The 25,618-nt window shown below is 69.6% G+C and carries 26 protein-coding genes and 1 tRNA gene; 2 read left to right on the forward strand and 25 right to left on the reverse strand.

What is annotated here, in order from left to right:
- Positions 1-6 precede the first annotated feature (6 nt).
- The 19 genes from ACGFK0_RS16450 to ACGFK0_RS16540 form a co-directional block, all read right to left on the reverse strand.
- Positions 7-1,497, reverse strand: coding sequence for an MCE family protein (locus ACGFK0_RS16450; protein ID WP_392905520.1), 1,491 nt, complete (start codon positions 1,495-1,497; stop codon positions 7-9).
- Complete coding sequence (locus ACGFK0_RS16455) at positions 1,494-2,816, reverse strand: MCE family protein (RefSeq protein ID WP_392905522.1); 1,323 nt, start codon at positions 2,814-2,816, stop codon at positions 1,494-1,496. Before ACGFK0_RS16455 ends, ACGFK0_RS16450 begins: the two co-directional genes overlap by 4 nt.
- Complete coding sequence (locus ACGFK0_RS16460; protein WP_392905524.1) at positions 2,813-4,102, reverse strand: MCE family protein; 1,290 nt, start codon at positions 4,100-4,102, stop codon at positions 2,813-2,815. Before ACGFK0_RS16460 ends, ACGFK0_RS16455 begins: the two co-directional genes overlap by 4 nt.
- A gap of 14 nt (positions 4,103-4,116) precedes the next feature.
- On the reverse strand, positions 4,117-5,181 hold the full coding sequence (locus ACGFK0_RS16465) for an MCE family protein (RefSeq protein ID WP_392905527.1): 1,065 nt from the start codon (positions 5,179-5,181) through the stop codon (positions 4,117-4,119).
- On the reverse strand, positions 5,182-6,213 hold the full coding sequence (locus ACGFK0_RS16470; protein WP_392905529.1) for an MCE family protein: 1,032 nt from the start codon (positions 6,211-6,213) through the stop codon (positions 5,182-5,184).
- The gene (locus ACGFK0_RS16475) at positions 6,210-7,514 is read right to left on the reverse strand and encodes an MCE family protein (RefSeq protein WP_392905532.1); all 1,305 of its coding nucleotides are present in this window, start codon (positions 7,512-7,514) and stop codon (positions 6,210-6,212) included. Before ACGFK0_RS16475 ends, ACGFK0_RS16470 begins: the two co-directional genes overlap by 4 nt.
- A 7-nt stretch (positions 7,515-7,521) precedes the next feature.
- A complete protein-coding gene (locus ACGFK0_RS16480) occupies positions 7,522-8,370 on the reverse strand; it encodes an MlaE family ABC transporter permease (RefSeq protein WP_392905534.1) in 849 nt (282 codons plus the stop codon).
- On the reverse strand, positions 8,370-9,068 hold the full coding sequence (locus tag ACGFK0_RS16485; RefSeq protein ID WP_392905977.1) for an MlaE family ABC transporter permease: 699 nt from the start codon (positions 9,066-9,068) through the stop codon (positions 8,370-8,372). The genes ACGFK0_RS16480 and ACGFK0_RS16485 overlap by 1 nt, the downstream gene beginning before the upstream one ends.
- 152 nt (positions 9,069-9,220) lie before the next feature.
- Positions 9,221-10,321 carry an ABC transporter ATP-binding protein gene (locus tag ACGFK0_RS16490; RefSeq protein WP_392905535.1) on the reverse strand — a complete coding sequence of 367 codons (1,101 nt, stop codon included), beginning with the start codon at positions 10,319-10,321 and terminating at the stop codon, positions 9,221-9,223.
- A 612-nt stretch (positions 10,322-10,933) separates the two neighbouring features.
- Complete coding sequence (gene rplL / locus ACGFK0_RS16495) at positions 10,934-11,323, reverse strand: 50S ribosomal protein L7/L12 (RefSeq protein ID WP_392905537.1); 390 nt, start codon at positions 11,321-11,323, stop codon at positions 10,934-10,936.
- Between the two features lie 53 nt (positions 11,324-11,376).
- On the reverse strand, positions 11,377-11,949 hold the full coding sequence (rplJ, locus tag ACGFK0_RS16500; RefSeq protein ID WP_392905540.1) for a 50S ribosomal protein L10: 573 nt from the start codon (positions 11,947-11,949) through the stop codon (positions 11,377-11,379).
- A 327-nt stretch (positions 11,950-12,276) separates the two neighbouring features.
- The gene (locus ACGFK0_RS16505; protein ID WP_392905542.1) at positions 12,277-12,573 is read right to left on the reverse strand and encodes a hypothetical protein; all 297 of its coding nucleotides are present in this window, start codon (positions 12,571-12,573) and stop codon (positions 12,277-12,279) included.
- A gap of 144 nt (positions 12,574-12,717) precedes the next feature.
- Complete coding sequence (locus ACGFK0_RS16510; RefSeq protein ID WP_392905545.1) at positions 12,718-13,446, reverse strand: hypothetical protein; 729 nt, start codon at positions 13,444-13,446, stop codon at positions 12,718-12,720.
- Between the two features lie 286 nt (positions 13,447-13,732).
- Positions 13,733-14,611 (reverse strand): hypothetical protein, encoded by an 879-nt coding sequence (locus ACGFK0_RS16515; protein ID WP_392905548.1) that lies wholly within the window; start codon positions 14,609-14,611, stop codon positions 13,733-13,735.
- A 177-nt stretch (positions 14,612-14,788) separates the two neighbouring features.
- Entirely contained in the window at positions 14,789-15,505 is a 717-nt protein-coding gene (gene rplA / locus ACGFK0_RS16520; RefSeq protein WP_392905551.1) for a 50S ribosomal protein L1, read from the reverse strand.
- A 61-nt stretch (positions 15,506-15,566) separates the two neighbouring features.
- A complete protein-coding gene (gene rplK, locus ACGFK0_RS16525; RefSeq protein WP_392905553.1) occupies positions 15,567-15,995 on the reverse strand; it encodes a 50S ribosomal protein L11 in 429 nt (142 codons plus the stop codon).
- Between the two features lie 125 nt (positions 15,996-16,120).
- Positions 16,121-16,996, reverse strand: coding sequence for a transcription termination/antitermination protein NusG (gene nusG / locus ACGFK0_RS16530; RefSeq protein WP_392905556.1), 876 nt, complete (start codon positions 16,994-16,996; stop codon positions 16,121-16,123).
- Between the two features lie 79 nt (positions 16,997-17,075).
- Positions 17,076-17,330 carry a preprotein translocase subunit SecE gene (secE, locus tag ACGFK0_RS16535; protein WP_392905558.1) on the reverse strand — a complete coding sequence of 85 codons (255 nt, stop codon included), beginning with the start codon at positions 17,328-17,330 and terminating at the stop codon, positions 17,076-17,078.
- Between the two features lie 122 nt (positions 17,331-17,452).
- A tRNA-Trp gene (locus ACGFK0_RS16540) sits at positions 17,453-17,525 on the reverse strand.
- A 211-nt stretch (positions 17,526-17,736) separates the two neighbouring features.
- Here ACGFK0_RS16540 and ACGFK0_RS16545 point away from each other — a divergent pair.
- Positions 17,737-18,948 carry a pyridoxal phosphate-dependent aminotransferase gene (locus ACGFK0_RS16545; protein WP_392905560.1) on the forward strand — a complete coding sequence of 404 codons (1,212 nt, stop codon included), beginning with the start codon at positions 17,737-17,739 and terminating at the stop codon, positions 18,946-18,948.
- Positions 18,949-19,042: 94 nt separating this feature from the next.
- Here ACGFK0_RS16545 and ACGFK0_RS16550 read toward each other — a convergent pair whose 3' ends face one another.
- The 3 genes from ACGFK0_RS16550 to ACGFK0_RS16560 all read right to left on the reverse strand — a co-directional run bounded on the left by ACGFK0_RS16550 (position 19,043) and on the right by ACGFK0_RS16560 (position 21,372).
- Entirely contained in the window at positions 19,043-19,798 is a 756-nt protein-coding gene (locus ACGFK0_RS16550; RefSeq protein WP_392905562.1) for a hypothetical protein, read from the reverse strand.
- A gap of 3 nt (positions 19,799-19,801) precedes the next feature.
- Positions 19,802-20,311 carry a SigE family RNA polymerase sigma factor gene (locus ACGFK0_RS16555; RefSeq protein ID WP_392905564.1) on the reverse strand — a complete coding sequence of 170 codons (510 nt, stop codon included), beginning with the start codon at positions 20,309-20,311 and terminating at the stop codon, positions 19,802-19,804.
- 113 nt (positions 20,312-20,424) lie between these two features.
- Positions 20,425-21,372, reverse strand: coding sequence for a hypothetical protein (locus ACGFK0_RS16560; RefSeq protein ID WP_392905566.1), 948 nt, complete (start codon positions 21,370-21,372; stop codon positions 20,425-20,427).
- A gap of 238 nt (positions 21,373-21,610) precedes the next feature.
- Between ACGFK0_RS16560 and ACGFK0_RS16565 the strand changes: the two genes are divergently transcribed.
- Positions 21,611-22,696: an adenosine deaminase gene (locus ACGFK0_RS16565; RefSeq protein ID WP_392905568.1), complete on the forward strand. Its 1,086-nt coding sequence runs from the start codon at positions 21,611-21,613 to the stop codon at positions 22,694-22,696.
- A 6-nt stretch (positions 22,697-22,702) separates the two neighbouring features.
- Here the strand turns inward: ACGFK0_RS16565 and ACGFK0_RS16570 are convergent, their stop codons facing one another.
- The 3 genes from ACGFK0_RS16570 to ACGFK0_RS16580 form a co-directional block, all read right to left on the reverse strand.
- The gene (locus ACGFK0_RS16570; RefSeq protein ID WP_392905571.1) at positions 22,703-23,443 is read right to left on the reverse strand and encodes a GntR family transcriptional regulator; all 741 of its coding nucleotides are present in this window, start codon (positions 23,441-23,443) and stop codon (positions 22,703-22,705) included.
- A gap of 102 nt (positions 23,444-23,545) precedes the next feature.
- Positions 23,546-24,127, reverse strand: coding sequence for a TMEM165/GDT1 family protein (locus tag ACGFK0_RS16575; RefSeq protein ID WP_392905574.1), 582 nt, complete (start codon positions 24,125-24,127; stop codon positions 23,546-23,548).
- Positions 24,128-24,446: 319 nt separating this feature from the next.
- A complete protein-coding gene (locus tag ACGFK0_RS16580; protein WP_392905576.1) occupies positions 24,447-25,514 on the reverse strand; it encodes a UDP-N-acetylmuramate dehydrogenase in 1,068 nt (355 codons plus the stop codon).
- Positions 25,515-25,618: the final 104 nt, after the last annotated feature.

Consider the following 25,618-nt stretch of genomic DNA (forward strand, 5'->3'; position numbering starts at 1 on the left):
CCGGATTCACTGGCTCAGCGGTCCGAGCAGGAGCCACTTCCACGAGTTTTCCTCTCCCAACTCACGGGTACCGGCGCTGCGGGGCATCGCGTAGCGCTTGCCGTCGGGTCCGTAGACCGCACCGGTCGTTGGATCGTATCCAGCGAATTCGACTGAATTGGCCGGATAGGACAAGTACAGGCGGCCGTTCGTCAGCTGTGCGGTGGGCTCGGGAGCGGCCTGGGTCTTGGCCGAGGTCTTGCCCGAGGTCTTGCCGTCGCTCTTGGCCTCCGGCTTGCCACCGTCGCCGTCATCGCCGTCGCCGTCGTTCACGTACGCGCCGCCCTCCGGGAACCCGGCGCCCGCGGTCGCGCCGGGCGGGACCTGCGGATAAGGCGCGATGGCCTCGCGGGGGAAGTTGCGGGGGCCGCGGACGGCGCTGGGCGAGTCATGCGGCGCCGTGCAGCCGACGTCCAGGCGCGGCTTCTTCTCGGAGGTGTCCTGCGGCCAGCGGCGCTTCACCTTCTCGTAGCCGTCGGTGCACGGAGGCGGCGAGTCGATGTTCAGCGCGAGGCCCAGGTGCTGGGTTCCGTCGCCAGGCGTGACGGTGAACGCACCGCCGACGGCCAGCGGGTAAAGGATGAGCATCGAACGCAGCCCCGCCTTGCGGGACGAGATGATCTGGCCGGTGGTGGTGAGGTTGGCCAGGAGGACGGGCAGCGTCGGCGCGAGCTGGTTGATGGCCTTGTGCGTCTCGTCCACCGCGCCCGGCACGCCGTCGATGGTGCTGCGCAGCGCCGGGTCGTCGTTGCGCAGCGAGGCGCTCAGCTCGTTCAGGTTCCGTGCGAAGCCCCGGATGTTGGCACCCTGCCCGCGCTGGGTGTCCAGGACGGTCACGCTGTTGTCCAGCAGCTGCTTGGTGTCGGGGTAGGCCTGCTCGGCGGTCTTCAGCAGCCGGTCGGTGTCGTCCAGGATCGACTGCAGGTCCTCGGCGGAGCCGGAGAACGCCTTGTTCAGCTCGCCCACGATGATGCCGAGGTCCTTGGTGTCCACCGACCCGACGAGCGAGTCGACGTTGCGCAGCAGCTCGGCCGTGGACACCGGCAGCTCCGTGCGCGACCGCGGGATCGTGTACGGCTCGCCCTCGTGCAGGTACGGCCCGCTCTTCTTGGTGGGCTCCAGGTCGATGTACTGCTCGCCGACCGCCGACCGGTTCGCCACGATGGCCTTGGTGCCCTCGCGCGGGATCTGCTCGCCGCGTTCGAGTTCCAGCTTGACGCGGATGCCGTCCTTGGTCAGCTCGATGGGCCCGACACGTCCGACCGGGACGCCGCGGTAGGTGACCTCGGCGTTGGTGAACACGCCGCCGGAGTCGGTGAGGTCGACGTAGGCGACGTACTCCTGGCCGAGCAGGTCGCGGCCGATCCCGATGTAGTTCACCGACACGATCGTCACGCCGACGACGGTGATCACCGCGAAGGCGATCAGCTGGAAGATGATGCCGCGCTTGAGAATCATGAAAGGCCCCCGGTCATCAGGGTCCGCAGACCGCCGTCATCGGACGGCGGGCCGAGCGCGCCCGGACGTCCCGGCTGGTTTCCCTGCTGGTTCGTCCCGCCGGCGGGCAGCCCCGGCAGCCCGCCGGAGCCGTTGCCGTCCCCGGTCTGGGGCAGCACGCCCAGCGGGGTGTCGGGCAGCGTCACGTTCGGCACCTGGAGCATGCCGCGCATCTCCTTGCCGCTGCCGAGCAGCCCCTCAAGGTCGGTGCCGCCGAGCAGGTTGTGCGCGATGGACTCGAAGTCCAGGTCGACGGTCATGTGGACGTTGCCGTAGTCGCCCTCGATGACGTTCCCGAACGTGCCGGGGAACGGGAACGTGATGACCGACTCCAGCGCCCTCGGCAGGTCGGAGCCGGCCTTGTTGAGGTTCCGCAGGATCTTGTCGAGATCCTTGAGATTGGCGAGCAGGTCGGCCTTCGACTGGTTGATCACGTGGGTGGTGGTGCGGCTGAGCTTGTTCAGCGCGACCAGCATCTTGGTGAGGTCGGCGCGGTTGCGGTTCAGGACGGCGATCGCCGGGCCGGTCTCGTCGATGGTGTCCCGGATCGTCTTGCGCTCGTCCGCCAGCTTGCCGCTGAGCCGGTCGATGCTGTCCAGCGCCCGGGTGATCGCGGCGCGGTTGCGGTCCAGCGTCCCGGCGAAGGTGTCGACCCGGTGCAGCACCGACTTGATCGTGGACTCGCGGCCGCCCATCGCCGCCTGCAGCTCGTGGCTGATCGTGGAGACCTGCTCCAGCCCGCCGCCGTTCAGCAGCAGCGACATCGCCGACAGCACCTCTTCGATCTCGGTGCCGCGGGTCGTGCGGTTCAGCGGGATCAGGTCGCCCTCCTCGAGTTCCCCGGACGGAGGCTCGTTCGTCGGCGAGTCGATCTGCACGAACTTCTCGCCGAGGAGACTCGTCTGGCCGATCGTGGCGACGGAGTTGTCGGGAAGCTTGACGTCGCCGCGCACCTTGACGGTGACGACGGCGTGCCAGCCGCGCTGCCCGCCCTGCCCGCCCGGCCCGCCGGCGAGGTCGATCTCCTCGACCTGGCCGACCGACACGTCGTTGACCTTGACCGCCGACTGCGGGACGAGGTCCAGCACGTTCTCGAACTCGATCTTCACGGTCTTGGGGTCCGAGCCGAGGTCGGGACCGCCGGGAAGCGGCAGCGACGCGACGCCGTTGAACGAGCAGCCCGACAGGGCCGTCACGCCCGCGACGGCGGTGACGCCGAACAGCCGTGCGCGGCGGCCGGCGAGACGTCCCGTCCGGCGCACCCGCCGTGTCGTGCTCATCGGCCACCTCCAGGCAGCAGCGCGGTGATGTCCTTGGGCTTGCTCTGCGGCGCGGCGGCGCCGGTCCTGCTGCCGCCCGGCTTCGCCGACTTGGGCGGGCCCTGCGGGCCGTAGGCGTCCGGCGGGATCGGCACCGGGTCGTAGTGCGTGGTCAGCGCCGTGATCCAGGACAAGTCCAGGTGCAGGCCCGTCAGCGCCTTGCCGATGCCGTTGTACGGCTCGACGAAGTCGAGGCACTCCTTGGCGGGCGTGCCGACGGAGTAGGCCAGCGAGCAGATCCAGTCGGCCAGGTCGTGGAACTGGCGGAAGTTGGCGCGGGTGTGGATGGTGCCGCTGATCGGGTCGTACGCGCGGGCCACGTTGTTGACGGCCAGCGGGCCGGCCGTGAGCACCTCGGCCAGCGCGTCCTTCTCCTTCACCAGCACACCCGTGATCTGGGCGAGCTGCCGGACGTTCACGGCCAGCTCGCTGCGGTTGTCCTTGACGAACCGCTGCACGTTCCGCAGCGTCGGGCCGAGGGTGTTGAGGGCCGCGCTCAGCTCCTCCTTCTCCCCCGCGAGCTGCGCCGACACCTGGTTGAGGTGCCCGCCGAACGACTTGATCTGCTGGTCGTTCGCCTTCATCGCCTCGGTGATGATCCGCAGGTTCTTGATCGTCGCGGCGATGTCGCCCCGGTCGGTGCTCAGCGTGCTGAGCGCCTTGGACGTGTCCTCGATCGTCGCCCTGATGTCGTCGCCCTGCCCCTCCAGGTTGTCGGCGCCGACCTTCAGCAGCCGCGACAGCGACCCGGTGCCGTCCGCGCCCGGCGCGTTGGCGCCCTCCGGGCCGAGGGCCTTGCTGAGGTCGTTCAGGCTGCCGCCGATCTCGTCGACCTCGACGGGCACCGCGGTGCGGCTCGTGGTCAGCGTCGCGCCGTCGGCCAGGACCGCGCCGCTCTTGTAGACGGGAGTGAGCTGGATGTAGCGGTCGGCGACGAGCGTCTGGTTGATGATGACCGCCTGCGCGTTGGCGGGCACCTTGTACTTGGCGTCGTACTTCAGCTCGACCTTCACCGAGTCGCCGACCGGCTCGACGCTGGTGACCTCGCCGACCGGGATGCCGAGGATGCGGACGTCGGCGCCCGGGTACAGGCCGACGGTCTTGGTGAAGTACGCCGTCATGTGACGCTGCTTCTCCCCCTGGAACACCAGCAGGAGCGCCGCGACCAGCGCGGCGACGGCGAGGATCACGCCGCCGAGCCGAAGGACGGCTGCTCCGCCGCGGGGGTGGGAGTTACTCGTGCGCACGGAAACCTGCCTGCTCACGGGAGGAACGGCAACGGGTTGTCGCCGGTGACACCGGTCTGGCCGCCGCCGGACCGGCCGCCCTGCTTGTTGGTCGTGGTCCCGCCGCCGGCCGGGGCGTCCTCGATCGAGGCGGGGATCGGAATGAGGTTCTGGATCCAGGAGTCGAACCAGCGTCCGGTGCCGGCGACGTTGGCGAACTGCCGGGCGAACGGCGCGAGCAGCTGGAGGGTCCGGTCCAGGTTCTTCTGGTTCTTCAGCAGGACCCTGCTGACCTTCTCCAGGTTGTCCAGCATCGGCCGGAGCTGCTTCTCGTTCTCCTTGATGAGGGCGTTCACCTGCTGGGACAGGGTCACGGTCCGGATCAGCAGCTGGTGGATGACCTGGCGCCGCGCCTGCACGGCCTGCAGCACCTTGTCACCGTCCTGGACGAGCTTGGCGAAGTCCTGGTTGCGGTCCGCGAGCAGCTCCGACACGTTCTTGGCCTTGCCGGACAGCTCGTGCAGCTCCTCGTCACGGGACGCGATCGTGTCCGACAGCCGCCGCAGGCCCTGCAGCGACGCCCGGATCTCCTCGGGGGAGTTCTCGAACGTCTGCGACAGCACGTCGAACGACTTGGCGACCTGCTGCACGTCGATCGCGCCGACCCGCCGGCTCAGCTCGCTGATCGCCGGCACGACCTCGAACGGGACGTGGGTCCGCTCGACCGGGATGGTGCGGCCGAGCTCGCCCTTGCCGCGCGGGATGAGCTCCAGGTAGTGCGAGCCCAGCACCGTCTTGATCTTGATGCTGGCCTCGGTGCGGTCGCCGAGCTCCACCCCGTCGTCGGTCCGGAACGTGACCTTGACGCGGTCGCCGTCCAGTTCCAGTCCGGTGACCTTGCCGACCTTGACGCCCGCGATGCGGACCTCCTCGTCGGCCCTCAGCCCCGCCGCCTCCTTGAACGAGGCGGTGCGGGTGGTGCCGCCGGAGACGAACGGGATGTTCTGAAGGTTCATCGCCACCAGCACCAGCACGATGATGATCGCGAAGCCGGCGAGGCCGATCGGAACCGGGTTGCGTTCGCGGAACGAGACCCTCATCTACTTGCACCTCGCGTTCTCGTTCACGATCGCCGGGGTCTGGTAGACCGGTCCGCCCGGCAGCCGCACCCGCGCGTCGAGACCGCAGATGTACATGTTGAACCAGGACCCGTAGGAGGAGATGTTCACCAGCCCCTCCAGCCGCTCCGGGCTCCGCTTCAGGCCCTTGTCGATGTGGCCCTTGTTCGCGTTGAGCGTCCCGGCGAGCTTGCGCAGGCCGGCGATGTCGTTGCGGATGCCGGGACGGGCGTCGGCGAGCAGGTCCTGTGTGGTGCCGGTCAGATCGTTGATCGCCGCGACCGAGTCGAAGATCGCCGCGCGGTCGGCGGACACCCCGCTGACGAACCCGCGCAGGTCCAGGATCAGCTGGTTCACCTCGGTGTGCCGCTCGTCGATGGTGCCGAGGACGGCGTTCAGATTGTCGATCACCCGGCCGATGACCTTGTCGCGGTCGGCGAGAGTGTTGGTCAGCGACGCGACGTGCGCCAGCAGGCTGTTGATCGTGCCGCCCTCGCCCTGCAGCACCTTGATGATCTGCAGCGCGAGCGTGTTGACGTCCTTGGGCTCCAGCGCGCTGAACAGCGGCCGGAAGCCGTTGAACAGGGTCGTCAGGTCGAGTGCGGGTTTGGTCTGCGCGATCGGGATCGTGTCGCCGGGGTCCAGGTAGTTGTTGGCCTGGCCGGCGCCGTCGGCCAGCGCGAGGTACCGCTGGCCCATCAGGTTGCGGTAGCGGATGTGCGCCTGCGTGGAGGACGGCAGCCCCGCCTTGAAGGCGCCGCCCTCCTCGACGCTGAACGTCACCTCGGCCTGGTGCCCCTTGTACAGCTTGATGTCCTCGATCTGGCCGACGCGGACACCGGCGACGCGGACGTCGTCGTTCTCCAGCAGCCCGGTCACGTCCGAGAAGATCGCCTTGTAGCTGTCGGTGTTCTTGAAGCGCACGTTCGCGATCGTCATCGCCAGCACACCGGTCGCCACCGAGGTGATGACCACGAAGGTCAGCAGCTTGATCGCCGCGCTCGTCGTCTTCACTTGATCGTCACCACCGATCCGTTGCCGAGCAGCGGTCCGAACATCAGCGACGACACATCGGAGACCTGGTCGGCGGGGGTCCGCGTCATCGGCCCGACGACATTCTTGATCTTTTCCTTCTCGCTCATCGAACCCGGGTCGACGAAGACGTTCGACAGGGCCCGGCCGCGGCCGCCGCCGGCGTTCGCGGGGTCGGGGTCCTTCCACCACAGGTCGTCCTGCGTGCCGTCGAGCGCCAGGTAGTCCGGGAACGGAACCTTCGGGTTCGGCAGGTTGTAGCAGCGCGGGTTGCGCTGGTCCTTCACCTCGGGGAGGTCCAGCGGATGCTTGAAGCCCGGACGCGGCTTGACGATCTCGACCGTCAGGTTGAAGGTCTTGGACCCGTTGCCGCCGGCCACCCGCTCGGCCTCCGGCGCGAGCTTCATCAGGCCGGCCAGCACGCACGGCATCGTCGGCGAGTACCGGGCGACCACGCTCAGCACGTCGCGGTTCGCGATGTTGAAACCGATGATCTTCGGCCCGTTGTGCCGCATGAACACGTCGCCGTCCTGCGCCAGCGCGGTCGTCGCCGGGATCAGCCGCTCGATCGTCGCCGTCTTGTCGGTGATCGTCCGGCTGGTCACGTTGAGGTTCCGCAGTGTCTGCAGCAGGTCCGGCGCCGCGGCGTTGTAGATGTCGGACACGTCCGCGAGGCCGTGCAGGTCGTGCACCAGCGTGCCGAGCTGCGGGTTGATCTTCCGCAGCAGCTCATCCGCCTGCTCCAGGTTCTGCCCGATCTGGTCGCCGCGGCCCTGCAGCGCCGTGGCGAGGGCGTTCAGCGTCGCGTTCAGCTCCGCCGGCTTCACCGCCTGCAGCAGCGGCAGCAGGTCGTTCAGCAGCTTGTCGATCTCGACGGCCGCCCGCGAGCGGTCCTGCGGGATGACGGCTCCCTCGGCCAGCCCCAGCGGGCCCGCCTGCGCCGGGATGTGCAGGTCCACGTACTTCTCGCCGAACAGCGTCTTCGGCAGCAGCCGCGCCTGCACGTTCCGCGGGATCAGCTCCGCCTTGTCCGGGTCGAGCGCGAGGTGCAGCGTCGCGCCCTCCGCCGTGGCGTCGGCGCCGCGCACCTCCCCGACGATCAGGCCGCGCACCTTCACGTCCGAGTGCGACAGCAGCTGCAGCCCCGCGCGCTCGGTCTTCACCGTCACCTCGGTCACCGGGGTGAACGACTTGTTGAACAGCGCCACGGTGAGGGCCAGCAGCAGGACGATCACCAGGAGCATCGTCATCCCGAGGACCCGGAACCGAATACGTTCGCTCATGGCGCCGTCACCCCGCGATCCGGACGGTCGTATCGGTGCCCCAGATCGCCATGCCGAGCATCAGGTCCGCCACGTTGATCACGACGATGCTGGTGCGCACGGCGCGGCCCACCGCGACGCCGACGCCCGCGGGGCCGCCGCTCGCGTGGTAGCCGTAGTAGCAGTGGATCAGCATCACCAGCACCGAGAATATGATCACTTTGCCGAACGACCACAAGATGTCGTTCGGTGGTAGGAACAGATGGAAATAGTGGTCGTAGGTGCCGGTCGACTGCCCGTAGAACACGGTCACGATCACCCGCGTCGCGCCGTACGAGGCGAGCAGGCCCACGATGTACAGCGGGATGACCGCGATCATCCCGGCCAGCATCCGGGTCGTCACCAGGAACGGCATCGACGGGACGGCCATGACCTCCAGCGCGTCGATCTCGTCGGAGATCCGCATCGCGCCGAGCTGGGCGGTGAACCCGCAGCCGACCGTCGCCGACAGCGCCAGCGCCGACACCAGCGGCGCGATCTCGCGGGTGTTGAAGTAGGACGCGACGAACCCGGTGAACGCGGCCGTGCCGATCTGGTTCAGCGACTCGTAGCCCTGCAGGCCGACCTGGCTGCCGGTGAAGAACGTCATGAAGCCGACGATCACCACCGAGCCGCCGATCACGGCGAGGCCGCCGGTGCCGAGGCTCACCTCGGCCAGCAGCCGCAGCACCTCGGTGCGGTACCGGCGCAGCACCCGGAACGTCCACGCGAACGCGCGGGCGTAGAAGGACATCTGGTGCCCGAAGTCGTCCAGCCGCTGCAGGGGGGCGTTCACCACCCGGGTGACGGTCTTTCCCGTCTTTCCTGGGGCCGCCATCACATGCCCTTCGACGGGACGAACTGGAAGTACAGCGCGGAGATCAGGAAGTTCTCCAGGAAGAGCAGCATGAAGGTGATGACGACGGTCTGGTTGACCGCATCACCCACGCCCTTCGGGCCGCCCTTGGCGTTCAACCCCTTGTAGGCGGCGACCAGGCCGGCGGTGATGCCGAACACGAACGCCTTGAACTCGGCCTGCAGCAGGTCGGGCAGCTGCGCGATCGCGTTGAAGGACGCCAGGTAGGCGCCGGGGGTGCCGTCCTGCAGCATGACGTTGAAGAAGTAGCCGCCCATCAGGCCGACCACCGAGACCAGCCCGTTCAGGAACAGCGCGACGAAGGCGCAGGCGAGCATCCGCGGCACGACGAGGCGGTGCAGGGGGTTGATGCCCAGGACCTCCATCGCGTCGATCTCCTCGCGGATCTTGCGGGAGCCGATGTCGGCGCACATCGCCGACCCGGCGGCGCCCGCGACCAGCAGCGAGGTGACCAGCGGGCTGGCCTCCCGGACGATCGCGACGACCGCGGTCGCACCGGTGTAGGACTGCGCGCCGAGCTGCCGGATGAGCCCGCCGACCTGCAGCGACAGGATTCCGCCGAACGGGATGGCGACCAGCATGGTGGGAACAACGGTGACGCTGACGATGAACCAGGCCTGCTGGACGAACTCGCGCCACTGGAAGGGCCACTTGAACATCGCGCGGAACGTGTCCAGGCACAGGGCGAAGAACCGGCCCGGTTCCTTGATCGCGATGTTGGCGGCGCCGTCCCCGATCTTCCGGAGCGTCACGGAAGAGCCTCCGCCCTTCCCCTCCCCTCCCTGGTCCGCGCCGATACCAGGAGTGGACATCAGTACCCTGCACCCGCCCCATGCTGTCCAGGCGGCGGGTTGCCCGGGAAGTGACCGCCGGGGCCACCGGGGGGCATGCCGCCCTGCGGCCCGGGCGGGGGGCCGCCCGCGGGCGCCATCGACGCCACGTACCGCGGCCACTCCTGCACCCAGTTGCGGCCCAGGTCGTCGATGAACGAGCCGGGCGGCGGGGTGACGCCGTGCGCGGCGCACCAGGCGCCGGGGGCGTGCTGCCCCACGCGGACCCGGCCGTCGCTGGTCATCAGCTGCGGCGGGATCGGCGGCAGCTTGCCGGGGTCGTGGCCCTGTTTGGCCTCGGCCTCCAGCTCGGAGACGTCCTTCTCCTCCGACATCCCGATCGGGCCGATCTTGCGCGCGTTGAGGAACTGCCGGACGACCGGCTCCTCGCTGGACAGCAGCATCTCGCGCGGACCGAACATCACCAGCTCGCGGCGGAACAGCAGGCCGATGTTGTCCGGAACGGTCCGGGCGGTGTTGATGTCGTGGGTGACGATCAGGAACGTCGCGCCGATCTCGGCGTTCAGGTCGACGATCGTCTGGTTCAGGTAGGACGTGCGGACCGGGTCCAGGCCGGAGTCCGGCTCGTCCACCAGGAGGATCTCGGGGTCGAGGACGAGTGCGCGGGCCAGGCCGGCGCGCTTCTTCATCCCGCCGGAGATCTCCCCGGGCAGCTTCTTCTCCGCGCCGAGCAGCCCGACCAGGTCGAGCTTCTCCATCACGATCCGCTTGATCTCGGACTCGGACTTCTTGGTGTGCTCGCGCAGCGGGAAGGCGACGTTGTCGTAGATGTTCATCGACCCGAAGAGGGCGCCGTCCTGGAACAGCACACCGAACAGCTTGCGGGTGTCGTAGAGCTGCGCTTCAGGAAGGTAGGGCAGGTCCCGGTCGCCGACCCAGATGTGGCCGCGGTCCGGCTTGAGCAGGCCGACCAGCGACTTCAGGAAGACCGACTTACCGGTGCCGGAGGGGCCCAGGAGAACGGAGATCTCTCCTGCGGGCAGTGTCAGGGATACGTCCTGCCAGATGGTCTGACGGCCGAAGGACTTGGTCAGGCCCTCGACTCTGATCTCGACGCCCACTCGTCACCTTTCGTCCAGGCCGGGGGAATCCCGAACCAATGAGCGAGTAGCACTCAGGCTCTTTCTCTCGTCACACCGTGTGTCCGCCCTCTTACTACCGCCGGGTAGCCGTGACGGGTGCCACTACCGTAGCGGCACCCCGTCCAAATGGAAGGGGTTCCGCCCCAGATCAGCGGCTAAATGCGACGTCGTAAGACAATCGTTACTTACAACGCCTATGAGACTAGTGGTCCAAGAACCAGAGCCTCAAGCGGGGCATGCTGTTCGCCGGTGACCGGACGTCTCCGTCGCGACCACCGGGACAAGGCGGCCCTGTGGGGCCACAGCGTCAGGACGGGACGCTACGCCGCGCTCCGAGAACCACACAACCCGCACGGGCACACGGTTTCCCACAGGCGTTTATCACTCCTGCACAGGAAACCGGCGGCCTGCGACCCGCCCATTCATCCCGGGCGACAAGAGCCCTTTCGAGGGCCCGGCGACCACGGTGGAGACGCCCGGAGGAACCCGCGCGAACCCCGGAACGCGAAGAGGCGGCCGCCCCACCGAAGGGTGGAACGACCGCCTCCCGAGAGCGGTGGAGCCGCGCGGGCTCCCCGGCTCTGAAGCGACCTACTTGACGGTGACCGTCGCGCCGGCCTTCTCCAGGGCCTCCTTGGCCTTGTCGGCCGTCTCCTTGTTGACCTTCTCCAGCAGCGCCTTCGGCGCGCCGTCGACCAGGTCCTTGGCCTCCTTGAGGCCGAGGCTCGTCAGCGCGCGAACCTCCTTGATGACCTGGATCTTCTTGTCGCCGGCGCCCTCCAGGACGACGTCGAACTCTTCCTGCGCGGCGGCCTCCTCGGCGGCCGGGGCACCCGGGGCCGCGCCCGGGGCGGCGACCGCGACGGGGGCGGCGGCCTTGACGTCGAAGACCTCCTCGAACTGCTTCACGAAGTCCGAGAGCTCAAGAAGGGTCATCTCCTTGAAGGCGTCGAGCAGGTCGTCGGTGCTGAGCTTCGCCATGATCATTCCTCCGCTATGGCTTGAAAACTGGGGATTTACGGAACCGCGGGTGCCTACTCGGCGGATGCCTCGGCAGCCGGCGCCTCGGCGGTCTCGGCGGTCTCGCCACCGGCCTCGCGCTTGGCGCGCAGCGCCTCGGCGAGCTGAGCCGCCTGCGTCGGCAGAGCGTTGAAGAGCGCGGCCGCGTTGGACAGCGAGCCCTTCATCGCGCCGGCGAGCTTCGCGAGGAGCACCTCGCGCGACTCGAGGTCGGCGAGCTTGGTGACCTCCGCGGCGCTCATCGCCCGGCCGTCGATGAACCCGCCCTTGATCACCAGAGGCGGGTTGTTCTTGGCGAAGTCACGCAGGCCCTTGGCGGCCTCGACCACGTCGCCCCGGACGAACGCGATGGCCGACGGGCCTTCGAGCAGATCATGGAACTGCTCGTCGACACCGGCCTCGTTCGCGGCGCGCTTGGTCAGCGTGTTCTTCACGACGCGAAACCGTGCGGTCTCGCCAAGGGTGCCGCGCAGTTCACTGACCTGCGCGACGGTCAGCCCGCGGTACTCGGTCAGCACGGCGCCGTTGGAGCTCTGGAACTCGTCCTTGAGCTCGGCGATCGCCGCGTCCTTATCGGCCCTGGCCATCCGGCCTCCTTCCGATCACCTGGGTGGATACGACCCTCGCCCGTCCGTGGGACGGGTCCCGATCGACCAAAAAACGCCCCGGCGCAGGCGCACGGGGCGTCCAGGCAAGGCACGGAGGCCATGCTGAAGCTCTCGTATCACCTGCGCAGGCCGCCCGAGTGAATCGGGTCCTTCGGTCACCTCGGCATGAGGTGACGACCGGCGGTCTTCGGCACAGAACAGAGTACGTGCATGCGGTTCGACTTAACAAATCGGCGGAACGCACGAGGGACCGCGCCGCCGGTCGCGGCGCGGTCCCTCGTCAGGTTCTCGTCCCGTTGTCGCCCGTCAGCTCCCGCCGCCGCCGAGCGCGTTCAGCATCTCGCTGAAGTCGGTGACCTGGCCCGCCGGCGGCGCCGTGATGTCCACCGGCTTACCGAAGTCGTGGTACGTGATCGTCATGTCCGTGTTCAAGGAGTCGACCCGGCCGGTCTTCTCCGCGGTCTTGTCCAGCACCTGCGCGGCCGACAGCTTCAGGTTCTTGCCGGCCTCGTCCACCTTGGTCCCGGCCTCCCCGAGGCAGCCGGTCAACGAGAGGGCGAGGCCGGTGGCCAGCGCGACGCCCGTGGCGAAACGACGGATCATCGTGGGGGGGGTCTCCTTGGTCTGCTAGTGCCGGCCCCGGCATTGGGTGCTTCCGGGCAGTGGGGCCGATCACCAGATCAGACGCTCAGGAGACCCTTAAGCCGTGTCCGGCGGTGTCCTCCCGCGGCGGTCGTGTCCGGAAGGTCAGGTCCCGCCGAGGAACGAACCGAGCGACAGCTGCCCGACCTGGTCGGACGGCGGCGGGTTCACGGTGAACGACTCGCCGTAGTCGCTGTAGATGACGGTCACCGTGCCGCTCTCACCCTGCGAGCCGGACGCCTTCGACACGAGCTTGCGCGGCAGGTTCTCCCCGTCCGTCCACAGATCGAAGTTGATCTTGCCGTTGGCCTGGTCCTTCGGGAGCCACGTGCTCACCTTCTCCCGGGCCTGCGCGTCGAGACGGCTCAGCGCGTCCTCGATGGTCACCGTGCCGGTGTAGTGCGTCGTCTGCACACCGTTGATCGTCTCGGTGCCGACCCGGCGGGCGTCCTTGGAGCCGGTGAACATCTTCGTCTGCTCGGCCGGAGCCACCTTCTGCACCTGGTCGACCAGGCCCTTGATGTCGAATCCGGTGCGCTGGGACGCCTCGTTCACATCGATCTTCACCCACGGCTTGCCGCCGCTGACGAACTGGGCGAGCTGCGGGACCTTCGCGTACAGCACGTTGTCGGTGAACACCGCCTGGCCCTTGATGCCCGGGACGCTCTGCCCGCCGCGGCTGACCTCGTCCAGCTTCGCGCTGAACTTCAGCGTCGGGCGCACCTGGAACTGGCCGTCGGCGTGAATCTTGCCGCTGCCGTCCGCTTCGGTGGTCGTCACCGTCAGATCGGCCTTGAAGGTGTCGGCCTCACCGGTCTTCTGGGATGTCTTCACCAGCGCCTCAGCGGCGCTCAGCTGCATGTTCTCCGTGCTTGCCGTACCTCCTCCGCCACATCCGGACAGAAGGAGCGCAGCGCTCACGGCGGTGCCGCCGGCCGCCACCACGAGTCGTCGGTTCATGAGGGTTGAGCCTCCCTAATCGCCCTGCTGGTGCTTCCCAGTGTCTCGGGACACTAACGGCGCTACATCCCCCGGTGGTACGAACAAGCCCCCACCCCATACGACCATAGGGGTAGCCGTGTTCATTGCAGTGCGACGGCCTGGTTAACGCGTCCCGTGGTCAACGATAAGAGGTGAAGGCCATAGTGCCGGTGAGTGTGGCGCCCGAGGCTTGGGCGTTCAAGCCGATCGACGTCGGGCGGGCCTTGCTGTCGGCCCACAGGTCGAGCCCGCAGGTGACGTCGTCCGGTACCCACTTGCGGATCACGGCGGCGGCGTCCTGCGGCAGCAGCGAGAACACGCTGCCCATCAGCGCCTGTGCGGCGAAATGCGTCCTGCCGTTCTCGTCCGGCTCACTCGCGGTCGTGCCGGGCAGCGTCCCGATCATGAAGGTGAACTGCCGGGGGTCGGACTGCGACTGCAGCGCGCCCAACTGCGCCGACGTCAGGGTGGACTGGGTCCACTTCTCACCGTCGTAGCCCTTGAGCGTCCGTCCGCTCACGATCACCTTCTGCGTGACCTTGGTGACCTCGCCGCCCTGCACGGTCTGCGTGACGCCGGTCGCGGTCATCGCGAACGTCGGCCATAGCGTGAACGACGCGGTCTCGGTGGCGCGCTGATAGTCGCCGCTCGACCCGGCCGTCACCTTCATGTTCGTCTTGCGGGTGAAGGCGTGCAGGTTGGGGCCGGGCTGGGGCGGCGCCGTGGGGAGCCCGCTCACGCCGCCTCTCGCGGGCGTGCCCGGAGCGGCCGAACCGTTGCCGGCACCCGCGCCGGACCCCGTGCCCGGCGCCGCGGTGCCGCCGGGGGTCACCAGGCCGGTCGCCGTGCCGTTCGGATTCGCCGGGTCCTGCTGGCCCATCGCCGCGGACGCCGGGACGGAACCGCCGTCCTCGGCGGTCCCGCCGCCGACCTTGACCACCATCATGATCGCCGTGGGCACGACGGCGACGGCGGTGACGACGGAGATGGCGATGGCCCGGTCGGTTCTACGCTTCACGGGACGATTCAACACCACATTTCCCACCGGTAACAAAGATCCCGGGCCTCGATTTGTCCGGATCCGGACGGCGATCTATGTATCCATCGCGTTCGGTGCTATGGGGCCGGGGAAACGGCGGCAGGGCGCCCCCGGTTCAGCGGGGACGCCCTGCGCGGTGACGGTCGTGGTGCTCGATCAGGCCTCTTCGAGCTCCGAAGCCAGGTTGCGGACCGCGTTCGGGTCCACCGGGATGCTCGGGCCCATCGACGTCGTCAGCGACGCCTTCTTGACGTAGCGGCCCTTCGCGGCGGACGGCTTCAGCCGCTGGATCTCCTCGACGGCCGCGGCGTAGTTCTCCACCAGCTGGCGCTGGTCGAAGGACGCCTTGCCGATGATGAAGTGCAGGTTCGCGTGCCGGTCGACACGAAACTCGATCTTGCCGCCCTTGATGTCGGTCACGGCCTTGGCCACGTCCATCGTGACGGTGCCGGTCTTCGGGTTCGGCATCAGGCCGCGCGGGCCGAGCACCCGGCCCAGCCGCCCGACCTTGCCCATCTGGTCCGGCGTCGCCACGACCGCGTCGAAGTCCAGGAAACCGCCCTGGATCCGCTCGATCATGTCGTCGGAGCCGACCAGGTCGGCGCCCGCCGCCTCGGCCTCCTGCGCCTTGGCGCCGACGGCGAAGACCAGCACGCGGGCGGTCTTGCCCGTGCCGTGCGGCAGGTTGACCGTGCCGCGCACCATCTGGTCGGCCTTGCGGGGGTCGACACCCAGCCGCATGGCGACCTCCACGGTCGGGTCGAACTTGACGACCGTGGTCTCCTTGACGAGCTTGACGGCCTCGACCGGGCTGTACAGCCGCTCCCGGTCGATCTTCTCCGCTGCGGCGCGGTAGCTCTTGCTGCGCTTCATTCTCGTTCCTCCAATGGAACTCGTGGTACGGGCCAGCGCCGGCCCTTCCACCGGGTGAGACCTACTTGACGTCGATGCCCATCGACCGCGCGGTACCGGCGACGATCTTCGAGGCGGCCTCGACGTCCTTGGCGTTGAGGTCGGGCATCTTGGTCGTGGCGATCTCGCGGACCTGGTCGGCGGTGATCGAGCCGACCTTGGTCTTGTGCGGCTCGCCGCTGCCCTTCTCGACGCCCGCGGCCTTCAGGATGAGCTGCGCGGCCGGCGGCGTCTTGGTGACGAAGGTGAACGACCGGTCCTCGTAGATGGTGATCTCTACGGGGATGACGTTGCCGCGCTGGGACTCCGTGGCGGCGTTGTACTGCTTGCAGAAGTCCATGATGTTGACGCCGTGCGGACCGAGCGCGGTACCGACCGGCGGCGCCGGCGTCGCGGCCCCAGCCTGCAACTGGACCTTCACCAACGCGGCGATCTTCTTCTTGGGAGGCATGCCTCTCCCTCGTTGTTCCGTTCTGCTGTGGTCCCGACTCCCGGATACCGGGCAACACGGTGGCGGAACATGACCGCCGTGTTGGGACCCTGTAGAACCCGTAACCCCGCGTGCGCGGGGACGGGTCAGATCTTGGAGACCTGGTTGAAGGAGAGCTCCACCGGGGTCTCGCGACCGAAGATCGAGACCAGGACCTTGAGCTTCTGCTGCTCGCCGTTGATCTCGTTGACGGTTGCGGGGAGGGTGGCGAACGGGCCGTCCATGACGGTGACCGACTCGCCGACCTCGAAGTCGACGGTGGCGGGCGCCTTGGCCTGCTCCTTGGTCTTGACGGCGCCTTCCTCCGGCTCGGGGGCCAGCAGGTTGGCGACCTCGTCGAGGCTCAGCGGAGACGGCTTGTTCAGCAGGCCGACGAACCCGGTCACGCCCGGCGTGTTGCGGACCGCGGCCCACGACTCGTCGGTGAGCTCCATCCGGACCAGGATGTAGCCCGGCAGGACCTTCTCGTTGACCTTCTGCCGCTTGCCCTGCTTGATCTCGGTCACCTCGTGCTGAGGGACCTCGATCTGGAAGATGAAGTCCTCCATGTTGAGGGTCTGGGTCCGGGTCTCGATGTTGGTCTTGACCCGGTTCTCGTACCCCGCGTAGGAGTGCACGACGTACCAGTCGCCCGGCTGGAGCCGGAGCTGCATCTTGAACTCGGCGTACGGGTCGGCCGGCGGCTCGGCGGGGGCCTCATCGGCCTCGTCGTCCTGCTCGGCCTCCTCCCCCTCCTCGGCCTGCTCCCCGGCGACGGCCTCGGCGAGATCGCCGGCGTCGGCGGCGGCGTCCGGCTCGGGGCCCTCGCCCTTGAGCTTGGTGTCCGCAGGCTCGCCTTCACCGGCGGCGACGGCCGCCTCGGCCGTCTCGTCGGCGGGCTCGGCCGCCTGGTCTGCCGCAGCAGCCGCAGCGGACTGGGCCTCTTCAACGGCCTCGTCGTAGGGCTGTGAGGGCTCGGACACGGTGACTCTTTCTGTCGGTCTGCGGTAATGGACTTGCGATGGTGCGGCGGTGACTCGCCCAGGTGCCGGGTACGCGGCCTCAGCCGAAGATGGCGTAGACGCCCTGCTGCAGCCCGTAGTCGACGCCGGACACGATCCCGACCATGATCAACACAAAGACCAGGGCGGCGACCGTGTAGGTGATGAGCTCCCGCCGCGTGGGCCAGATGACCTTACGGAGCTCAGCGATGATCTGGCGCACGAAAAGCGCCGGAGTCGTCCGCTTCGGGGACTTCTCCTTCTTGCGCTTACCCTTGGCCTCGGGCTCGTCGCGCTCGTCGGTCTCGGTCGCCATTTGCCGCCGTTCACCTCATAGGTCGTGATCCAACCACCATGTGGTTGCCGCACGGTCCCGTGCCGCGGAGTGCCACAGCACCGCCGTGACGCGGCCGGCACGGGTGCGCGCACCGCACCTCGCAGGGCAGGAGGGACTCGAACCCCCAACCGCCGGTTTTGGAGACCGGAGCTCTACCAATTGAGCCACTGCCCTTCATTCCCCGGTCCACGGGGAACACCCGGCCGCAGGACCGGGATGATGACGTGTCTCAGCTTACGGCCTCTTGCGTCCGTGTGCGGACAGGCTCGTAATACCGGTGACACGCCACTAAGACGGTGAGTCTACGTGGCCGAGGCCCCCGCGTCGAACCGGATGGCCGGAGATATGGCTCGGGCCGTGGACCTGCATCTGTAACGATGGGGACATGAGCATCGACCGTCCTCGCATCTCCAAGCGCATCGCCGCGATATCCGAATCCGCCACGCTGGCCGTCGACGCCAAAGCCAAGGCGCTGAAGGCGGCGGGCCGCCCGGTCATCGGGTTCGGCGCGGGCGAGCCCGACTTCCCCACCCCCGACTACATCGTCGAGGCCGCGGTGACCGCGTGCAGGGTGCCGCGGTTCCACAAGTACACGCCGGCGGGCGGGCTGCCCGAGCTGCGCGCCGCCATCGCCGAGAAGACCGAGCGCGACTCCGGTTACACGGTGGAGGCGGCCCAGGTCCTGGTGACCAACGGCGGCAAGCAGGCGGTGTACGAGGCGTTCGCCGCGCTGCTCGACCCGGGCGACGAGGTGATCGTGCCGACGCCGTACTGGACCACCTACCCCGAGTCGATCAAGCTGGCCGGCGGGGTGCCGGTGGACGTGGTCGCCGACGAGACCACCGGCTACAAGGTGAGCGTCGAGCAGCTGGAGGCGGCCCGCACCGGCCGGACGAAGGTCCTGCTGTTCGTGTCGCCGTCCAACCCGACCGGCGCCGTGTACTCCCGCGCCGAGATCGAGGCGATCGGCCGCTGGGCGGACGGGCACGGCCTGTGGGTCATCACGGACGAGATCTACGAGCACCTGGTGTACGGGGACGCCGAGTTCCACTCGATGCCCGTGGTGGTGCCGGAGCTGGCCGACCGCACGCTCGTCCTGAACGGCGTCGCGAAGACGTACGCGATGACGGGCTGGCGGGTGGGCTGGATGGTCGGCCCGGCGGACGTGGTGAAGGCCGCCGCCAACATGCAGTCGCACGCGACGTCCAACGTGGCGAACGTGTCGCAGGCGGCGGCGCTCGCCGCCGTGACCGGTGACCTGTCGGCCGTCGCGCAGATGCGCAAGTCCTTCGACCGGCGCCGCAAGACGATCGTGCGGATGCTGAACGAGATCCCGGGCGTGGTGTGCCCCGAGCCGGAGGGCGCGTTCTACGCCTACCCGTCGGTGAAGGCGCTGCTGGGCAAGGAGATCCGCGGGAAGCGTCCGGGGACGTCGGTGGAGCTCGCGTCGCTGATCCTGGAGGAGGCGGAGGTCGCGCTGGTGCCGGGTGAGGCGTTCGGCACGCCGGGCTACTTCCGTCTCTCGTACGCCCTGGGCGACGACGACCTCGTCGAGGGCGTCTCGCGTGTCGCGAAGCTGCTCGCCGAGGCGGTCTGATCCGCTCCGCTGACACGGAACCGGCCCCGGGCGCGCACTGGTCCGGGGCCGGTTCCGTGCGGAACGGGCTACCGCCTCCGCCGTCCCGTTCCTCTCACGGGCGCACACCCTCCGCGATGCGCATGAGCTGTTTCTCGACCGATCCGCCGCCCGACACGGTCACCCCGACGCCGGGTCTGGCCAGCCACGAGATCTGACGTCCGGAGCCGGGTCGGTCGCCGGTGAGCGCGGGAAGCCCGCGCACGGTCGTGCGGCCGGGAATGCCGGGGGTCTTCATCAGGTCCTGCGGGCCGGCGAGGCCGCGTTCCTTCACCAGGGCGATCTCCAGCCAGCCGGTGCTCCCCCGCCACTTGCACGTCGTCGTCTCGCGCTCGGCGTCGGCCGTCACGGCGCACGGGCCGGTGGCGGTGAGGCCGTCCGGGACGTAGGTGATCCAGCGCGGCAGGTCGTCCAGGGCCCCGCCTGTGCCGGGCTTCTCCGGGTTCACCGGCGACCCGCCCGATGACGGGTGCGCCTCCGGTTTCCCCGAGGTTCCCGCCCCGGGCCCCTCCTTGGCTGACGGGGACTGGGAGGGGCCTGGGGCGGGAGGCCGTTCCGACTGCCGGTGCTCCGAAACGCCGCCGGTGGGGCGGGTGGTCTCGGGGTTGCCGGCGGGTGTGGCCTGGAACGACTGATAGGTGGGCACCAGGGCGAGCGCGGCGACCGAGGCCGCCGCGACCCCGGCGGCGGCGTGGATCCGGGCCTTCCTGCGCCGGTGGCGGCGTTTGACGTCCGTGACGAGCGACGGCGACGCGGTCGCCTCGGCCACCTGCTCGGCCATGGCCTGCCGCAGTTCACTCTCCAGGTCCATCGCTCATCTCCCCAGTGGAGCCAGGTTCGTGTCGAGGCGTTCCCGGAGTCTGGCGAGTCCCCGGGACGCCTGGCTCTTGACCGTTCCGACCGAACAGCCGAGAGCCTGAGCCGTCTCCGCCTCCGACAGGTCCTCCCAGAAGCGCAGGACCAGTACCGCCCGCTGTCGCGGGCCGAGCTTGCGCAGCTCGTCCATGAGCGTCCCCCTCAGCTCGACGGCGTGGTTCGGCGAGACGGCCGGCGTCTCCGGGAGCCGCGCCATATGGATCTCCCGCAGCACCTTCCAGCGCCGGGACCGGCTGATCACGAGATTGACCAGGATGCGGCGGACGTAGGGCTCGGGATCGCTGTCGGTCTCCAGCCGCCCCCAGTGCCGATAGGCCTTCTCCAGCGCGGTCTGCAGGATGTCCTCGGCGTCCTGCCGGGCCCCGCACATCAGCGCCGCGGTGCGCAGCAGGGCATCGCCGCGTGCCGCCACGAACTCCACGAACGACTCGTCGTCTCGACGCCCCACTGTGCTCCATCCCGGGCTAGAGCAAATCCGGCTCGTCTTTTCTTGGGGGTGGGCGGCTCCGCGCCGAGCCGCCCACCCGTGTCCCCTGTCGGGACCGCTTTACCGGGCCGGGCCTACTGGGCCTGGCGCAGCGCGGCGGTCACGTCCTTCAGGCCGCCCGCGGCGACCGGGTTGCCGTTGACGAACAGCGAGTAGCCGTTCGGGTCGAACAGCAGCACCCCGTCACCGCCGGGGCCCATCCAGCCGGCCGCCCCGTACAGGGTGATCGGCGTGCCGCCCTCGGGCAGGTTCAACGCCTGCCGGAGCTGATTCTGGGTCATGCCGGCGGGTGTCTTCAGCGTTTCGACGGTGATCCACCGGCCGGCCTTGTTCGCCCACTTCTGCGTGACGGCGCAGACGTTCTTCTCGCGCAGGTCGGCGGAACTGGGGACGGTCGAGACGTGGCGCAGGCCCTTGGTCAGCATGACGGCCTTCTCGACAGGGCCGCCGACCTTCACCGCGGGCGCCAGCTTGCTGCAGTCGAGCTTGGGGGCGGCGGGCAGGCCGGGCGCGCCGGGAACGCGGGCGGTCGGCTTGGTCGCCGGGGCGTCCGCCGGCAGGTCCTTGGTGGACGGCGCGCAGGTCGGCAGGTCCGCCGGCATCTTCGACTTGGCGTCCGGGACCTCGACGTCCGGGGTCTTGACGCCGGGGACTTCGGCGTCGGGCAGGCCGGTCTTCGGCAGCTCCGGCTTGGGCAGGTCCGTCTTGGGCACGTCGGTCTTCGGCAGGTCCTTGGCCGGGACGTCCACCTTCGGCACGTCCTTGGTGACCGGGTTCTGCTCCAGCTGCTTCTGGACCTGCTTCTTCGCTCCGGTCTCCGGGAGCCCGGCCTTCGGCAGGCAGGTCGGGGCGGCGCTGGGCACGGCGTCCTGGATCTTGCGCTCCACCGCGGGGGCCTTGGCGCCGTTGGACTGGAGGCCCGCCTCCTGGTGGGAGCCGGTCATAGCCCACGTCGCGCCGCCGCCCACGGCCACGGTGCCGATGGTGGACGCCGCGATCAGAGCGGCCTTCAGCGTGATCATCGTGTATCCCTTCTGCCCAGCTTCGTCTCTTGCGGGGGGTGCCGGTTTCTCTCTGGCGCCCCTCGTATACGCACGGTGCCGGGAAGGGGTTGCACGCGATTCCAAAGTTTTTTCGGATGCCCATGGGCGGGGATGGCCGTGGCGTGTCATACGAGGTAGTCCGGTGTGGTGATCCTGGCCCGCCGGGGGTTCGGCGGCGACGATGATCCGGCAGCATTGGCGTATGGAGGCCCGTACCGTGTCAGCTCGTCCGGCCCACGACCGTTCCCCGCCGGACCACCGGGAGCACGCCGGCATCGCCCGCGGCTCCGCCCGTCCGGACGTGGCCCTGCTCCCCAAGGCGCATCTGCATCTGCACTTCACCGGGTCGATGCGGCATTCCACGCTCGTCGAGCTCGCGGGCAGGCACGGCGTGCACCTGCCGGACGCCCTCGTCGAGGACTGGCCGCCCCGCCTGCAGGCGACCGACGAACGGGGATGGTTCCGGTTCCAGCGCCTCTACGACATCGCCCGTTCGGTGCTGCAGACGCCCGACGACCTGCGCCGCCTGCTGCGTGAGACGGCCGAGGACGAGGCGGCGGAGGGGTCGGGCTGGCTGGAGATCCAGGTCGACCCGAGCGGCTACGCGTCGAGGTTCGGCGGGCTGACCCCGACGGTCGAACTGGTGCTGGACGCGGCGCGCGACGCGTCGCAGGCCACCGGCGTCGGCATCGGCCTGGTCATCGCGGCGAACCGGACGCGGCACCCGCTGGACGCCAAGACCCTCGCGCGGCTGGCCGTCCGGTACGCGGGCGAGGGCGTCGTCGGGTTCGGGCTGTCCAACGACGAGCGGCGGGGCCGCGCCTACGACTTCGAGGGCGCGTTCCGGATCGCCAAGCGCGGCGGGCTGCTGTCGACCCCGCACGGCGGTGAGCTGCTCGGCCCGGCCAGCGTCCGGGAGTGCCTCGACACGCTGAGCGCCGACCGGATCGGGCACGGGGTGCGCGCCGTGGAGGACGCGCGGCTCCTGTCGCAGATCATCGACCGGGGCGTGACGCTGGAGGTCTGCCCGGCGTCGAACGTAGGCCTCGGGGTGGCGGCGACTGCGTCGGACGTCCCGGTGCGGCGGCTGTACGAGGCGGGCGCGTCCATCGCGCTGGGCGCGGACGACCCGCTGCTGTTCGGGTCGCGGCTGGCCGTCCAGTACGACATCGTCCGGGACGACCACGGTTTCTCCGACGCGGAGCTGGCGGAGCTGGCGCGGCAGTCGATCAGGGCTTCGGCGGCCCCGGACGATGTGCGGGGCCGGCTGCTGGCGGGCATCGACGCCTGGTCGGCGGGCTGAGTCCCGTCACCGGACAAGACCGGGGCCGTGGTCGGGGCCGTGGTCGCCTGTGCGCCACATCCCGCGGCGTTCCAGGTGGGCCACCAGGAGTTCACCGGCCCGCACGATGTGGTCGCGCATCTCCGCGCCCGCCGTCCGCGCGTCGCCGTCGCGCAGCGCGGCCAGGATGCGCTCGTGGTCGTGGACCGCGAGGCGGGGCCAGTCGGCGAGCCTCCCGTACAGGCCGCGCGGGACGTACCGCGCGGCCGTCCCGAGCGACCAGGCCAGCTTCGCCGAGTCGGCGGCCAGGTTGATCTCCCGGTGGAAGCGGTGGTTGTGCTCCTCCATCAGGTCGGGTCTCCGGGCCGCGTCGGCACGTTCCAAAGCGTGCTGTAGCCCGTCCAGTTCGCGGAGGATCTCGGGGCCGATCCGCGGGGTGGCCCGCGTGGCCAGTTCGGCGGCGATGCCCGCCTGCACCCAGAACAGGTCCTGGACGTCGCGTTTCGACAGCGGCGCGACGACGAACCCGCGTCTCGGTTCCAGGACGACGAACCCCTCGCTGCGCAGCGACTTCAGCGCCTCCCGGACGGGGGTGACGCTGATGCCGAAGTCCATGGCCAGCCGTTCGAGCCGCAGATAGTCGCCGGGGCGGACCCGGCCGTCCATGATCAGCTCGCGGATGCGGGCGGCGGCCTCGTCGCTCAACTGGAGGCGCATGCCGAGCGCGTGCCGGGGTGGGGGTGGGGGCGCGGGTGCGGGTAGGGCCACGGTCGTACTCCCGTCCGGGCCCTTCCGCGGCCGAGCCCCGCGGGCATCAAGGGCCTTAACCTCATGGTTCCCGCCCGGCGGCCGTTTCAGCCGTTCGGGCGCTCAGCCGGTGATGCCCTCCGCCAGCAGCAGGACGCCGAAGATCGCGAACCCGGCGGCGGCGCCGTACTTGATGACCCGCTCGGGAAGCCTGCGTCCGAGGATCTGGCCGACGACGATGGCGAGCGCGTCGGCGGCGACCATGCCGATCGTCGAACCGGCCCACACGCCCGTCAGCGCCAGGAGACCGCCCTGGTCGGCGGCGAGGGTGACGGTGGCGAGCATCGTCTTGTCGCCCAGTTCGGCCAGGAAGAAGGCCCCGCCGACGGCGAGGATCGCCGAGCCCGTGGCGCGCCGTGCCCGGTCGCGTTCGTCGTCGTCGAGTTCGTCGCCGCGCAGCGTCCACAGCGCGAAGCCGAGGAACGCCACACCGGCGAGGATCGAGATCGGGCCGGTCGGGAGCGCCGCGCCGAGAGCCGCGCCGAGGGCCACGCTCGCCAGGTGGACGATCGCGGTCGCGGCCGTGATGCCGATCAGCACGTGCAGCGCCCGGAACCGGGTGGCGAAGGTCATGGCCATGAGCTGGCTCTTGTCGCCCAGTTCGGCGACGAAGATCACGACCAGGCTGATGAGGAAGGCGGACACCGGTTCCCTCTCGCTCGGATGCCGGGCGAAGGGCGGGGGCTTTGCGGCGCTCGACCTCGGCCCGGCGATGATGAGCGTTCTCATCCGGCCGGTCGCCGCCGCCTGCTCGGGTGCGGAGACCGAGGATGAGAATGCTCGGTTGCCAGGCCGAAGGTCTCGTCCGCCTCATCGGGTTGAGGCCCGCGTGACCGGGCGCCGCCGGCGGCGCCAGTATGTCGATCACGCGATTGGGACTACTCCCCCTCGACGCCATCGACACTAGCAAGCCCGGTCAAGGCGCCCTTTCAGAGGGCCACACCGGCTCAGAGGGCACACCGGCTCAGAGGGTCACGCCGATGAGGACCGGCTCGTTGACCAGCTCGACGCCGAACGCGTCGCGGACGCCGCCGCGGACCTCGCGGGCCAGCGCGAGCAGGTCGGCGGTGCGGGCGCCGCCCGGGTTCGTGAGCGCCAGCGTGTGCTTGGTGGAGATCCGCGCGGGGCCGACGGCGTGCCCTTTGGTGAAGCCGGCGCGGTCGATCAGCCAGGCGGCGGACGTCTTGACCCGGTCGCCGGTCTCCGGATAGCGCGGGAACGCGGCGTCCGGGCCGAGCCGGTCGGCGACGCGGCGTTCCAGCTCGGTGAGCTGGCCGGGTTCGAGGATCGGGTTGGTGAAGAACGACCCGGCGCTGCGGGTGTCGGGGTCGGCGGCGTCCAGGACCATGCCCTTGCCGCGCCGCAGTTCGAGGACGGCGTCGCGCGCCTCTTTCAGCGTCACCCGGTCGCCCGGCCGGACGCCGAGCTTCTTCGCCAGCTCGGCGTAGTCGACCGGCTGCGACTCCTCGGCCTCGTGCAGCGCGTACGTCACGTCCAGGACGACGTACCGGTCGTTGCCTTTGAACACGCTGTGCCGGTAGGTGAACCGGCAGGCGTCGCGGTCGAGCGTGACGACGGCGCGGGCGTCCCGGTCATAGGCGCGGACCTCGACGATCGTCTCGCTGACGTCCTGGCCGTAGGCGCCGACGTTCTGGATCGGGGTCGCGCCGACGCGCCCCGGGATGCCGGACAGGCACTCCACACCGGCGAGTCCGTCGGCGACGCAGCGGGCGACGAACGGGTCCCAGTCCTCACCGGCCTGGACCCGGACGAGGACCTTGTCGCCCTCGACGGCGGTGCGTTCGGTGCCGCGGGTGCCGACGTGCACGACGGTGCCGGGGAACCCGTCGTCGGAGACCACCAGGTTGCTGCCGCCGCCGAGAACGAGGACGGGTTCGCCCTCGCCGTCGGCCTTGCGGATCGCGGTGACCAGCTCCGCCTCGGTCGTCGCCTCGACGAAGCGGCGGGCGGGGCCGCCCAGCCGCAGCGTGGTGTATCCCGCCAGGTTCACCTCTTCAGCGAACACCGCCACGTCGTGTCCCCTCCCGTACGTGCCCGGTCACACCTGTCGGCCGGTGCCCGGCGTCCGTGCGCACCGGCCGGGGCGTCCCGGCCGGTGCGTCGCCTCGGCGCGGT

It is taken from the genome of Spirillospora sp. NPDC048823, assembly GCF_043198445.1.
In the GTDB taxonomy this organism is placed as follows: Bacteria; Actinomycetota; Actinomycetes; order Streptosporangiales; family Streptosporangiaceae; genus Spirillospora.

Bases quoted from the DNA above. Each gene is read 5' to 3' on its own strand.
- rplK (WP_392905553.1), bottom strand. From the start codon at position 15,995: ATGCCTCCCAAGAAGAAGATCGCCGCGTTGGTGAAGGTCCAGTTGCAG.
- ACGFK0_RS16545 (WP_392905560.1), top strand. From the start codon at position 17,737: ATGAGCATCGACCGTCCTCGCATCTCCAAGCGCATCGCCGCGATATCC.
- ACGFK0_RS16485 (WP_392905977.1), bottom strand. From the start codon at position 9,068: ATGTTCAAGTGGCCCTTCCAGTGGCGCGAGTTCGTCCAGCAGGCCTGG.
- rplJ (WP_392905540.1), bottom strand. From the start codon at position 11,949: ATGGCCAGGGCCGATAAGGACGCGGCGATCGCCGAGCTCAAGGACGAG.
- ACGFK0_RS16560 (WP_392905566.1), bottom strand. From the start codon at position 21,372: ATGATCACGCTGAAGGCCGCTCTGATCGCGGCGTCCACCATCGGCACC.
- secE (WP_392905558.1), bottom strand. From the start codon at position 17,330: ATGGCGACCGAGACCGACGAGCGCGACGAGCCCGAGGCCAAGGGTAAG.
- rplA (WP_392905551.1), bottom strand. From the start codon at position 15,505: ATGAAGCGCAGCAAGAGCTACCGCGCCGCAGCGGAGAAGATCGACCGG.
- rplL (WP_392905537.1), bottom strand. From the start codon at position 11,323: ATGGCGAAGCTCAGCACCGACGACCTGCTCGACGCCTTCAAGGAGATG.
- ACGFK0_RS16505 (WP_392905542.1), bottom strand. From the start codon at position 12,573: ATGATCCGTCGTTTCGCCACGGGCGTCGCGCTGGCCACCGGCCTCGCC.
- ACGFK0_RS16480 (WP_392905534.1), bottom strand. From the start codon at position 8,370: ATGGCGGCCCCAGGAAAGACGGGAAAGACCGTCACCCGGGTGGTGAAC.
- ACGFK0_RS16455 (WP_392905522.1), bottom strand. From the start codon at position 2,816: ATGAGCACGACACGGCGGGTGCGCCGGACGGGACGTCTCGCCGGCCGC.
- ACGFK0_RS16475 (WP_392905532.1), bottom strand. From the start codon at position 7,514: ATGAGCGAACGTATTCGGTTCCGGGTCCTCGGGATGACGATGCTCCTG.
- ACGFK0_RS16550 (WP_392905562.1), bottom strand. From the start codon at position 19,798: ATGGACCTGGAGAGTGAACTGCGGCAGGCCATGGCCGAGCAGGTGGCC.
- ACGFK0_RS16450 (WP_392905520.1), bottom strand. From the start codon at position 1,497: ATGATTCTCAAGCGCGGCATCATCTTCCAGCTGATCGCCTTCGCGGTG.
- ACGFK0_RS16465 (WP_392905527.1), bottom strand. From the start codon at position 5,181: ATGAGGGTCTCGTTCCGCGAACGCAACCCGGTTCCGATCGGCCTCGCC.